Source organism: Streptomyces sp. Ag82_O1-12, from assembly GCF_900182715.1.
GTDB classification, from domain to species: domain Bacteria; phylum Actinomycetota; class Actinomycetes; order Streptomycetales; family Streptomycetaceae; genus Streptomyces; species Streptomyces massasporeus.
The window spans coordinates 6,435,696-6,448,225 of record NZ_FXUW01000001.1 but is presented as its reverse complement, the minus strand read 5'-3'; the positions used below and the strand labels follow the sequence as shown (position 1 = coordinate 6,448,225).

General features: G+C 70.2%; 8 protein-coding genes. 1 reads left to right on the top strand and 7 read right to left on the bottom strand.

The features are described 5' to 3' along the window. Nucleotides 1–21: 21 nt before the first annotated feature. Nucleotides 22–2,145: a DNA gyrase/topoisomerase IV subunit B gene (locus tag QOL88_RS29545; RefSeq protein ID WP_097221331.1), complete on the bottom strand. Its 2,124-nt coding sequence runs from the start codon at nt 2,143–2,145 to the stop codon at nt 22–24. A gap of 441 nt (nt 2,146–2,586) precedes the next feature. On the opposite strand from QOL88_RS29545, the gene QOL88_RS29540 reads away from it, so the two are divergent. Continuing rightward, a complete protein-coding gene (locus QOL88_RS29540) occupies nt 2,587–2,817 on the top strand; it encodes a DUF7455 domain-containing protein (protein ID WP_031103326.1) in 231 nt (76 codons plus the stop codon). A gap of 221 nt (nt 2,818–3,038) precedes the next feature. On the opposite strand, the gene QOL88_RS29535 is transcribed toward QOL88_RS29540, so the two are convergent. From QOL88_RS29535 to QOL88_RS29510, 6 genes are all read right to left on the bottom strand, one after another. Continuing rightward, a complete protein-coding gene (locus tag QOL88_RS29535; protein ID WP_097221330.1) occupies nt 3,039–3,887 on the bottom strand; it encodes a S1 family peptidase in 849 nt (282 codons plus the stop codon). Between the two features lie 137 nt (nt 3,888–4,024). Then, nucleotides 4,025–5,566 carry an RNA polymerase sigma factor gene (locus QOL88_RS29530; protein ID WP_097223234.1) on the bottom strand — a complete coding sequence of 514 codons (1,542 nt, stop codon included), beginning with the start codon at nt 5,564–5,566 and terminating at the stop codon, nt 4,025–4,027. A 426-nt stretch (nt 5,567–5,992) separates the two neighbouring features. Further along, entirely contained in the window at nt 5,993–6,880 is an 888-nt protein-coding gene (locus QOL88_RS29525; protein ID WP_097221329.1) for a FadR/GntR family transcriptional regulator, read from the bottom strand. Nucleotides 6,881–7,041: 161 nt separating this feature from the next. Beyond that, nucleotides 7,042–9,417, bottom strand: a complete 2,376-nt coding sequence (locus QOL88_RS29520; RefSeq protein ID WP_097221328.1) for an ATP-binding cassette domain-containing protein — start codon at nt 9,415–9,417, stop codon at nt 7,042–7,044. A 146-nt stretch (nt 9,418–9,563) separates the two neighbouring features. Beyond that, on the bottom strand, nt 9,564–10,322 hold the full coding sequence (locus tag QOL88_RS29515; RefSeq protein WP_097221327.1) for an NUDIX hydrolase: 759 nt from the start codon (nt 10,320–10,322) through the stop codon (nt 9,564–9,566). Between the two features lie 129 nt (nt 10,323–10,451). Continuing rightward, nucleotides 10,452–12,371, bottom strand: coding sequence for a glycogen debranching N-terminal domain-containing protein (locus QOL88_RS29510; RefSeq protein ID WP_097221326.1), 1,920 nt, complete (start codon nt 12,369–12,371; stop codon nt 10,452–10,454). Nucleotides 12,372–12,530: the final 159 nt, after the last annotated feature.

The following is a 12,530-nucleotide window of genomic DNA, read 5'->3' as shown; positions in this document are numbered from 1 at the left end:
CAAACCAGCCCGGTGCCGCGGCTACGCGTCGATCCGCGACCGGTCCAGCGTCGCCGCCGAGTTGGAGATGAACTCCTTGCGCGGCGCCACGTCGTTGCCCATCAGCAGATCGAAGACCTGCTCCGCGGACTCCAGATCGGAGAGGTTGATCCGGCGCAGGGTGCGGTGACGCGGGTCCATCGTCGTCTCGGCCAGCTGGTCGGCGTCCATCTCGCCGAGGCCCTTGTAACGCTGGATCGAGTCCTTGTAGCGGATGCCCTTGCTCTGGAACTCCATGAGCTTGTCACGCAGTTCGCGGTCCGAGTACGTGTAGACGTACTTGTCCTGGCCCTTCTTCGGCTGGATGATCTCGATGCGGTGCAGCGGCGGCACCGCCGCGAAGACCCGGCCGGCCTCGACCATGGGCCGCATGTAGCGGTGGAACAGCGTCAGCAGCAGGGTGCGGATGTGCGAGCCGTCGACGTCGGCGTCGGTCATCATGATGATCTTGCCGTAGCGGGCGGTGTCGATGTCGAAGGTCCGGCCCGAACCGGCTCCTATGACCTGGATGATCGCGCCGCACTCGACGTTCTTCAGCATGTCCGTCACGGACGACTTCTGGACGTTGAGGATCTTGCCGCGGATCGGCAGCAACGCCTGGAACTCGGAGTTCCGGGCGAGCTTCGCCGTGCCGAGCGCGGAGTCACCCTCGACGATGAACAGCTCGCTGCGGTCGACGTCGTCGCTTCGGCAGTCGGCCAGCTTGGCGGGGAGCGAGGAGGACTCCAAGGCCGTCTTGCGCCGCTGCGCGTCCTTGTGCTGCCGGGCGGCGATGCGCGTACGGGCCGCGGCGACAGCCTTCTCCATCACGACACGGGCCTGCTGGGCGGCGTCCCGCTTGGTGGACGTCAGGAACGCCTTGAATTCCCTGGAGATCACCGTGTTCACGATCCGGCGGGCCGCAGAGGTCCCGAGGACCTCCTTGGTCTGCCCCTCGAACTGCGGCTCGGCCAGACGCACGGTCACGACCGCCGTCAGACCCTCCAGCGCGTCGTCCTTGACGATGTCGTTCTCGGCGACGCGCAGCAGCTTCTTGGTGCGGAGCACCTCGTTCATCGTGGCGGCCACGGCCTGCTCGAAGCCGGCGACATGGGTGCCGCCCTTGGGCGTGGCGATGATGTTCACGAAGGACTTCAGGGTCGTGTCGTAGCCCGTGCCCCAGCGCATCGCCACGTCGACATCGAGCTCACGGGTGACCTGGGTGGGGGTCATCTGACCGTGCTCGTCCAGAACCGGGACGGTCTCCTTGAAGGTGCCCTGCCCGGAGAAGCGAAGGACGTCGCAGACCGGCTTGTCGTTGGCCAGGTACTCGCAGAACTCGCTGATTCCGCCGTCGAAGCGGAAGGACTCCTCGCCCTTGCTGCCGCCCTCGCCGAGCCCGTATTCGTCGCGCACGACGATGGTCAGACCGGGCACCAGGAATGCCGTCTGACGGGCGCGCTGGTGCAGCGTCTCCAGGTTGAGCTTGGCGTCCTTGAGGAAGATCTGGCGGTCGGCCCAGTACCGCACGCGCGTGCCGGTGCGGGTCTTCGGGATCTTCTTGGCCTTGCGCAGCCCGCTCTTGGCCTCGAACTTGGCCTCCGCGCCGTTCCCCGCGAAGGCGCCGGGGACACCGCGCCGGAAGCTGATCGCGTGGGTGTGGCCACCGCGGTCCACCTCGACGTCCAGCCGGGCGGACAGTGCGTTCACCACGGAGGCGCCGACGCCGTGCAGGCCACCGGAGGCGGCGTAGGAGCCACCTCCGAACTTGCCGCCCGCGTGCAGCTTGGTCATGACGACCTCGACACCGGACAGGCCGGTCTTGGGCTCGACGTCGATCGGGATGCCCCGGCCGTTGTCCCGGACCTCGACCGAGCCGTCGTCCTGGAGGATCACCTCGATGTGGTCGCAGTACCCGCCCAGGGCCTCGTCGACGGAGTTGTCGATGATCTCCCAGACGCAGTGCATCAAGCCACGGCTGTCGGTCGACCCGATGTACATACCCGGGCGCTTGCGTACGGCCTCGAGCCCCTCGAGGACGAGCAGGTGCCGCGCGGTGTAGTTGGAACCGTCCCGGTCTGCTCCTGCCAGCAGAGCTGTGGACGGCACGGAGGTTTCGGCGGTCACGCGGTTCGCTCCTCGCTGAATTTCAGATGGGGCCCTCATGGGTAAGGGCGCGGCTTCAGTCACCGGTGAGAGGGTACCGAGGCCTGGTAGAGCCGTTGTAACGCCACCCTCGTCGGAAACTCACACTAGTCCACACTCGCATGCGTGTTCGATCCCTCGATGGAGTGAAGTACACATCACGTTCCCTTCCAGGCATGAACCATTTAGGCTCCGGGCACGTCCTCATGAACAACCGGCAACCCAGCCGGGAGGACCGACCACCGATACAACGCGAAGCCCCGTAAGACACATAGACACGCAATACGGCACATTCGCCGCCAACCGGCAGCAGACAGCCGCCTCGCAAGATTCTTTCGAGGAAAAGCCACGAGCGGGAACGTTTTGGGGCTGGTTGGATGTTGACCCTGGTACGACAGCTCGTCGAGCTAGAGAAGAGGCGACGTGACTACTGTTCTGACCCCCGCGAGCCCGCTGACGGCCGCTGATCGCTGCGACCGCTGCGGCGCCCAGGCGTACCTGCGCGTCGTCCTGCTCAGCGGCGGAGAACTGCTCTTCTGCGCCCACCACGGTCGCAAGTTCGAGCCGGAACTCAAGAAGATCGCCGCTGAGATACAGGACGAGACGGAGCGGCTCACGTCCGCTCCCGCGAACGCCTCCGAAGAAGAGCGCTGAGACCTCGCGTCCTACGACGAGCCAGCCCGGCACAGGCCGGTGAACGGGCGGCTGCCCTTGGTCACCAGGGGCAGCCGCCCGTCCTCGTCTTTTTCAGCCGGTTCAGGTGCCCAGCCGATGCAGGGCTCCGCGGACGCCTCACGCGTCGCCCGAAGCCCGTGCCCCGGGCTCCACCGGGTCATGCACCGCCCCGAAGCCCGTGCCCGTGGCTCCGCGGAGCCTCACGCGTCGCCCGAAGCCCGTGCCCAGCCGAGAGTCCGCATGATGTCGGACACCCGCATGTAGACCCCGGGGTTACCGGCCCGGCCACAGCCGATCCCCCAGGACACGAGCCCGATCAGGCGCCCCTGGGCCACCAGCGGCCCTCCACTGTCCCCCTGACAGGCGTCGCGGCCCCCCTCCGTCTCCCCGGCGCACAGCATGCTCGTGGCGTCGTAGGTGCCGTCGGAGCCGCCCGGGTAGGCCTCCTCGCACAGCGCGTCGGGGAGCACACGCACGCGCGCCGCCCGCAGGCTGTCGGGGTACTCGCCGGCACCCGAGGTGTCGCCCCACCCGTACACCGTGGCGGTCTCGCCCGCTGTATACGCGGGATCACCATCGGCCGCCATGCCGATGACCGGGTCGCCCTGAAGCGGTTCGGCCAGGGTGAGCACGGCGAAGTCCCCGGCATTGCTGACACCGTCGTAGGCCGGGTTCACCCACGCGTGACGCACGACGACCTCTTGGCCGCCGCTGCCCGAGAGCAGGTCTGTGCGTCCGGCTATGACCTTGAGGTCACCTACGCGCTCGGGCGGCCCTCCCAGCACGTCCTCGTCCAGACAGTGGGCCGCGGTGAGCACCGTCGAGCGACCGACCGCCACGCCTCCGCAGAACTGTCCCGCGCGCGTACCCCCGAATCGGTCACGGCTGGACAGGGCCACCGTCCACGGGCTTTGGGACGCCTCGACGGGAAAACCACCTATGACCACACTGTCGGCGGCCACAGGGGCACTGGAGCCCATTGCCAGGGCCGGTATCGCGACTGCCAGGGCCAGCAGCGGGACCAGAGCTCGTGCCAGACGACGACGCATACGCACTCCTCACTCCGTGGTGTCGATGGGACACCCAGAGTGATTCACACCGCGAAACCCCGCACCCGCGGCAAGGCAGCATCACGGAAGGCCCGGCCCCCTCGGGGAACCGGGCCTTCCGTGTCGTACGACCTCGCTCAGTCGAGGTAGTCGCGCAGCACCTGCGAACGCGACGGGTGACGCAGCTTCGACATGGTCTTGGACTCGATCTGGCGGATCCGCTCGCGCGTGACGCCGTAGACCTTGCCGATCTCGTCGAGGGTCTTCGGCTGACCATCGGTGAGGCCGAAGCGCATCGAGACGACGCCCGCCTCGCGCTCGGACAGGGTGTCCAGGACGGAGTGCAGCTGCTCCTGCAGGAGCGTGAAGCTGACCGCGTCGGCCGGGACGACAGCCTCGGAGTCCTCGATGAGGTCACCGAACTCGCTGTCGCCGTCCTCGCCCAGCGGGGTGTGCAGTGAGATGGGCTCACGGCCGTACTTCTGGACCTCGATGACCTTCTCGGGGGTCATGTCGAGTTCCTTGGCCAGCTCCTCCGGAGTGGGCTCGCGGCCCAGGTCCTGGAGCATCTGGCGCTGCACGCGCGCGAGCTTGTTGATGACCTCGACCATGTGCACCGGGATACGGATGGTGCGGGCCTGGTCGGCCATGGCGCGGGTGATCGCCTGACGGATCCACCAGGTGGCGTACGTGGAGAACTTGTAGCCCTTGGTGTAGTCGAACTTCTCGACCGCGCGGATCAGACCGAGGTTGCCCTCCTGGATGAGGTCCAGGAACAGCATGCCGCGGCCGGTGTAACGCTTGGCCAGGGAGACCACCAGACGGAGGTTGGCCTCCAGGAGGTGATTCTTGGCGCGGCGGCCGTCCTCGGCGATGATCTCCAGCTCGCGCTTGAGCTTCGGGGCCAGCTTGTCGGCGTTCGCCAGCTTATCCTCGGCGAACAGACCCGCCTCGATGCGCTTGGCGAGCTCGACCTCCTGCTCGGCGTTGAGCAGGGGGACCTTGCCGATCTGCTTGAGGTAGTCCTTGACCGGGTCGGCGGTGGCTCCGGCGGCGGCGACCTGCTGGGCAGGCGCGTCGTCCTCGTCCTCGTCGGAGAGCACGAAGCCCGCGTTCTCGGTGGTGCCCTCGGGCTCCTCGCCGGTCTTGCCGGGGGCTGCCTCCTCGAGCACCTCCTCCTCGAGGATCTCGGCGTCGTCCTTCTTGGCGCCGGTCTTCTTGGCCACCGCCTTCTTGGCGACGGTCTTCTTCGCTGCGGCCTTCTTGGCGGTCGTCTTCTTGGCAGCCGCCTTCTTGGCGGGTGCCTCCTCCTCGCCGGCGGGCTCCGCGGCGGGCGCCGCCGGCGAGGCGGTGGCAGTGGCCTTCCGGGTGGTCACCGCCTTGGCCGCGACCGTCTTGGTGGCGGTGCGCTTGGCGGGACTCTTCGCTGCGACGCTCTTTCGGGTGCGCTTGGGCTCCGCGGCACTGACCATCAGCGTCACACCCTCTTCCTCGAGGATCTGGTTGAGGCTGCGCAGTACGTTCTTCCACTGAGTGGCCGGAATCTGGTCAGCTTCGAAGGCCCGACGCACGTCATCGCCGGCGATCTGCCCCTCAGCCTTTCCCCGCTCAATGAGCGCCATGACAGAGACGGACTCGGCGATCTCCGGCGGGAGCGTACGGGATGTGCTGGCCGACACGAACAACCTCTCGGAACGTTGGAAAACGGCTTCCGGCCCCGTCCACAGTGGACAGGAGCCGACCGCCGGCTTGGGGATGGGCCGACGGCGCGGGCGGGGGCCGGGAAGTTGCACAGCGCCGTGAACGACGTCCGTATTCCCTCCGCGGCTGCCACCTCTTAGGTCATCGCGTTCTTCCCGCGAGCGTTACGCCCAATCCGCGTGGCCCGAGTCACACCCCGTAAGCGAACAAAAACGGTCAGACGCTGACAGAGCAGGTCACATACGGTACCGACCCGGCCGCCCTGCCGGGCCCCGGCCCCTTCGCGCCGTCGGACCCCGCAGGATCTCAAGGATCCCACGGGGTCCGACGGGAGGCGGATCACCGATCAGGCATTGCCACAGGAGGGGGGTGGCACACCCGGCCGCGCCGCCCGCGGAACGCGGTCAGTGCTCGCGCGGGGCGGGCACGACCCGTTCCACCTCGGGGTGGACCGTGAGGAGTTGGCGCATGGCCGCCTCGGCCGCCGTTCCGTCGCCGGCGGCGAGGGCGTCGCAGATGCGGCCGTGGTGCCCCAGGGACGTCTCGTTCGGCCGGTCACAGCCCGTGACCGGGCTGCCGGAGACCTGAAGGGCCGCGGACACGATCCCGGAGAGGTGCTCCAGCATGCGGTTGCCCGCGACCTGGATGAGCAGCGAGTGGAACTCGGCGTCGGCGCGGGAGAAGGTGAGCGCGTCACCCTGGGCCATCGCATGCCCCATGATCTCGACCATGTCCGCGAGGCGCTGCTGGACATCCTCGCGCCCGTGTCCGGCGGCGAGGCGGGCGGCGAGCGGCTCGATCGTCCACCGCAGCTCGCTCAGCTCGCGGCGCTGATCGTCGCGCTGCGGCCCGTAGGCCCGCCACTCGATGATGTCCGGGTCGAGGAGATTCCAGTCGCTGACGGGGCGCACGCGCGTGCCGACGTTCGGACGGGCGCTCACCAGACCCTTGGCCTCCAGGACGCGGAGCGACTCGCGGACGACGGTGCGGGAGACCTCGAAGCGCTGGCCGATCTCCTCGGGCACCAGGGGGCGGTCCGCGCCCAGATCGCCGGACACGATCATCTGACCCAGCTGTTGGACGAGTTGGCCGTGCAGCCCGCGCCCGCGGCTGCCCGCGGCGCGGCGGCCCACGCGGCCCAGCTCGGAGTCCCCGCCGTCCCAGGCAGGGATCCCGACACGGTCGACGGCGGGCGCCTCGGCGTACGGGTAGCGGTCGAGTTCGCCCGGGCTCGCGAGGCCGGAGTCAGCGGAGCGGGCGGCGGTCATCATGGTGTGCGCAAGGGTACTCACGCATCCTTTGTCGGCGCCGTCTCCAACTCCCTTGAGGTCTTTGGTGAAAAGCACACGAAAGGGTGATCGCTCACCCCGTCGCAATTGACGCCTTATCGGAAAGAAATGGGCGTTCTGCGGGGAGTTGTGCGCATGGCCGGACTAAGGGTTACGGACAGTCGTCACCGGAACCTGCCGCGCAGGGTAGTGAGCAGATACGCGCAGAGCAGCGCGGTCAGCGACAACGTCAGTGCTCCGCCCACGGGTTGGGAGACCATTTCGAGGGCGGCCTCCAGGTAGCGCTCGCCCCCGAAGGGCCATCGCGGCAGAAGGGCCTCCCGAAGCCGCACGGGGAGTCCGGCCGCCGTTCGCACGGACGGTCCGTTCACGAGCTGGTGCACGACAGGCACAACGAGGAGGGGGACGGCGCCCACGGCGGCGAGTCCGGCCGTGGTGGAGCGGAAGACACCTGCGGCGAGTACGCCGGCCCAGGCGCAGCCGACCACGAGCCCGACCCAACTGGCACCCAGTGGGAACCAGTCGACGGGAACCTGGGCGAGCTCCCGTCCGTAGACGAGATAGAGCACTTCGGCATCGCAGCCGACAGTGAGGACGGCCAGCACCAGCGCGGTGGCCGAGGAGACGAGCAGTTTGGCGGCCAGCAGCCCCAGTCGGCGGGGCACGGTGCCGCGGTCCGCCGCCAGGGCGGGGTGGCGGAACTCGTCGCCGAAGGCCAGCGCGCCGAGCAGTCCCGCGCCGAGCGCCGCGGGTGGCAGGGGAAGCTCCTGCGGCCACGCGGCCAGCAGGCGCGGCTGCGGGGTGTGCCCGATGCGTGCGAGCACGACGGCGATCACGGCGGACAGGGCGAGCGTGACGGCCCCGGTCAGGAACCCGGTGCCGATCCCGGTGGCGCGGCGGATCTCGTAGCGGAGAGGGCGGAGAGGACTGGGGGCGGGGCGGACGGAGATGGGGGGCGGCAGAGGAGGCAGCGTGTCGAGTGTGCGAACCGTGCGGGCCCGGGCGGCGCGCGGCGCCCCGTGCGACGAGGGCGCGGTCGCCGCCGGGGAACCGTCGCCTGGGTGATCGGCCGAGGAGGCACCCAAGAGCTCATCCGGCTCGGCGTCGGGCAGCTGCGGTTGCCCGAACGCCAGCGACGGCGCGTTCGTGACCGGCTTCGGTGCGTCCGGGTGAGATTCCGGCGCGGGTGTGGGCGGCGGCGCGATCGTAGGGGCTGTCGAGACTCCAGAGGAAGGCGACAGCTCTCGTGTGACCGACTTCGGTGCGCCGGAGAGGGATTCCGGCGCGGGCGTGGGTTCCGTCTCGATCGAGATGGCCGCCGGATCTCCTGTTGAGGGAGAAGGCTCGTCCGTGACCGACTCCAGCGCGTCCGGGAGGGACGCCGACTCAGGCGTGGGACGAGACTCGGTCGTGTGGGCCGTGGGGTCTGGTGGGGACGGTCTCGAAGGATCGAGTGGGGATGCCTGTCCTCCGGGCCGGGGCGCGAGGGTTGTCCGGTGTGCATCAGTGACGCCGTCTGACTCATCAAGACGTCGGTCATAGGCCGCGTCCGTGATGCGTCCTGACTCCACTAGTGGATCCCGGCCATGCGACGCGTCAGTGATGCGCTCTGCCTCGACGCGACTTCGCTCAGAACCTCCGCTTGCCCGAGCACCCCCCGAACCGGGCCCCATGTCCCCGATCTCGTCGGCGAGTTGGTGAACGACGATGCCGTGGCGGAACGCGATCTCGCCGATGTCCGCGCACGTACCGCCGTACACCGAAAGGCGATTGCCGCCCTCGCGGACGACTTCGACGGAGCGCCGCGAGGTGCGGGCCTGCTTGGCCAGGAGAACCGCCAGACGGGCCGCGTGCGGGCTGCGTACGGCGACTCTGGGGCGGAGGCGGGTGCGCGAGAACTCAGCGGCCGCCTGGTCGGCCACAAGCCTGCCGCGTTCCAGGGTGACGACCCGGTCGGCCGTGCGCGCGGCCTCCTTCGGGTCGGACGTCGTGAAGAGAACCGTGCCGCCCTGGGCGGCGTGGGCACGCAACATGCCGTGCAGCCAGGTGCCCTCGCGCGTGGACAGCCCGTCGGCCGGGTCGTCGAGGACGAGGGTGTGCGGGTCGGCCAGGAGGGCGCAGGCCAGGCCGAGGCGCCGGTCCACGCCGCGGGAGAGGGTGCCGAGGCGTTCCTCGCGCAGGCTCACGAGCCCGACGGCCTCCAGGACTTCGTCGGCACGCCGGACCGGGACGCCCGCGGCGGCACACAGCATGCGCAGATGCCCCCGGACGGTGCGGGCGGGATGCCCGGGCACGTCGCCCAGCAGCACACCGACCTCGCGCGAGGGATGGGCGATGCGATGGAGGGGGCGGCCGCGGAAGTGGGTGATGCCACGCCCCTGTTGCAGTTCGAGCATCAGTCTGAGGACCGTCGTCTTGCCTGCGCCCTGCGCTCCGAGCAGCGCGGTGATGCGGCCCGCCCGCGCCTCGAAGGAGACGTCGTCGGCTGCGGGCGGACGCTCTTTTCGCGGATTGCTGGTCAGTCCGAAGGCCTGGATCACTCACAGCAAGATAGCGCGCTATGTCCGATTTTTCGGGCACCCCGAGGTCCGCCTCGGGCAGGACCCTCGTCCGCGACCGGACTCCGTGCGGGTCGAGTTCCGGGCCCGGCGAGGCCCGCGGCGGGTGCGTGCGGCAGGCCCGCCCGTCACACCTCGGGGCGCAGCATCGGGGGGTTGAGCAGCGTCGCGCCACCGGCGCGGAACAGCTGGGCCGGGCGTCCACCCTGTCGGGTCGTCGTCCCACCGGTGGGAACGAGGAAGCCGGGAGTGCCCGTGACCTTGCGGTGGAAGTTGCGCGGGTCGAGCGCCACGCCCCACACCGCCTCGTAGACCCGGCGCAGCTCCCCGACGGTGAACTCGGGCGGGCAGAAAGCGGTGGCCAACGACGAGTACTCGATCTTGGATCTGGCGCGCTCCACTCCGTCCGCGAGGATCTGAGCGTGGTCGAAGGCGAGTGGCGCCACCGGCTCGGCGTCCCGCCCGTAGCCGCCCTGGTGCAACAGCTCTTCCACCGGGGCCCAGCGTGCGTTGCTGGCGTCTCCGCCGGCCCGGGGCGCGGGCAGGTCGGGGGCGAGAGCGAGGTGGGCGACGCTGACGACCCGCATCCTGGGATCCCGCTTGGGGTCTCCGTAGGTGGCGAGCTGCTCCAGATGTGCGCCGTTGTCCTGAGCCGGGACGGACGGGTCGTGGACGCTCAGTCCGGTCTCCTCGGCCAGCTCCCGAGCCGCGGCCTGCGCCAAGTCCTCGTCGGCCCGTACGAAGCCGCCGGGCAGCGCCCAACGTCCCTGGAACGGCGGTTCGCCCCTTCGTACCGCCAGCGCACACAGAGCATGGCGGCGCACGGTCAGTACGACCAGGTCCACTGTGACGGCAAAGGGCGGGAACGCTGAGGGGTCGTAGGGCATGCGGCGATCATAGTCGTCTGCCTGACGATAAACACTCCCTTCTTCGGTCCCTTCCCTTACTGATCCACTTCGGTCGGGTTCGAACTCCACCGCCTGGCACCTGGTCCTGAATTCGTACGTCGCCGCACGTCAAACCCCCAGTTGTAGTCCGTCGGCCGCCTCCTCGACCATGGCGAGGCCCAGCCTGCTCACCCGCACGGAGAACGGGGCACCCGCCACACGCAGTCCCGTAAACCCGATCTCCCCAAGGGGTGCGCCACGCATGGGGCGCAGGGTGACCGTCCCGGCCGGGGCGTCGGGGCGGATGCCGGCGAGGGTGGTCAGAAGCAGCACTCCGGCGGCTGCCGCTGTGGCCGCCGGGCGGCAGGCCGCCGGGTGCGGGAGCGGAGCACTTCCTGCGGTGCGCTGCTCCCCCGCGTACATCTCGGGCAGCCGGTGGGCGAAGGTCTCGGCGGCCGCGAGTACGCCGCGCAGCAGCGAGCTCGCTTCCTTCTCGTAGCCGGCGGCGGCCAGTCCGGCGACGGCGAGTGCCGACTCCTGGATCCGTACGGCTCCTGCTCGGTGGCCGAACGGGTTGAATCCGGGTTCCTTCGCGCCCAGTCCGCGCAGGCCCCACCCGGAGTCCATGTGCGGGCCGCCGAGCAGCCGGGCAAGCTTCTCGGTCCGGACCTTGTCGAGCAGACCGGGTGCCAGTTCGCCCCCGCCCAGCAGGCCGGTGTCGAGGAGGTGCACGGCGGCCGAGCCGAGGTGGGGAACCAGGCTGCCGTCCGGGGCACGGGCTGCCGCGGGTCGGCCACCCCCGCGGTCCTCCACCCAGAAGTCCCGTGCGAACGCGGTCCGCAAGTCTCGTGCCCATTTCCGGAGTGCCGCTCCCCCTGCCCGGCCACAGGTGTCGAGCAGGTCGGCGCCGAGCAGGGCGGCGCGGTGGGCGTGAGCCTGTGTCTCACAACGGAGGGGCCAGCCCGGGTCCGGGTCGCGCAGGTAGGTGCCGTCGCCCACGGTGGTGCGCAGCCATGCAAGGCAGCGCTCGGCGGCGGGCAGCAGCTCTTCCGTCTCCTGGTCGGGTAGGCCCCACCGGCGGGCCTCGGCGAGCAGGGCGGGGAACAGCAGCGTGGCCTCTGTACCGGTGCACTGCGGCGGCAGGTGCGGCCCTGCGTCCCGTCTGGGGCCGGGGATCATTCCGGACTGCGTGCCGGGTCCGGTGAGTTGGGTCCGGGCAAGGATCCGCAGCGTCCCGGCGGCGAGGCCGGTGCCGAGTGGCAGCGCCATCCGGGCGGCGACCAGCGCGTCGGCGGGGGCCAGACCGCAGCGCCAGGGTGCGCCGGCCGCGAGGTGGGTGTCGGCGGGGTTCGCGGAGTCGCGCAGGAGGAGGGCCTGGAGGTCCTCGATGCTCGTCCGCAGCAGGTCTGGGCCTCTCGGGTCGTCGCCTTCCGCACACGCCGCGGCCAGAGGGCTGGTCGCGGCTCGTCCCGCGGCTCGGAGGCGCCCCGCGCCGTCCGGCCGCACCCGCAGCTCCACGGTCCTGCTGCCGCCGGGTGGCAGGTCGAGCTCCCAGCGCAGCAGCCCGGCCGAGGCGAGGGCGTCCGAGGGAGGCGGTTCGGCCGTGACGGACGCGTTGCCGGTGGCGCAGGACCAGCGCAGGCCCGAGCCGTGGACGGTGGCGGAGAGTTCGGGGCCCGCGCTGCCCGAGGCGATCGCCCCGAGGTCGGCCAGGTCGGTGCTCAGGACGATCTCGACCGGCAGCCGCAGCGGGCGGGGAGCCGCGCTGTGCAGGGTGATCCGCTCGGTGCCGTCCGCGAAGCGGTTGCGTTCCACGATCACGTCCGGGTCCGGGCCCGCCTGCGGTGACGCGCGGAGCGTGCCCACGAACCTGGCGCGGTCGGCTGAGACCATCCGGGACTGCACCGCGAGGGGTTCTCTTCCGGCGACACGGATCTCGCACCGGGAGAGCACGCGCCGCCCGGCGCGGTAGAACCCCTCCAACCCGCGACCGGCCAGCTGCCCTTCATCGGTCGAGATGGCCAGACCGGGTAGGGCGACGCAGATCATCGCGGTATGGGCGGGCGGCAGATCGGTGGACCAGCGCAGTCCGGGGACCGTGGCACCCCGTGGCGACGACGGGTACCCCGGAGGCGCCGGCGTCCGTCCTTGAGCAAGGGGCGGTGAGACCGCCCCGAACCCCGAACCCGCACCAGGGCGACGATTCGG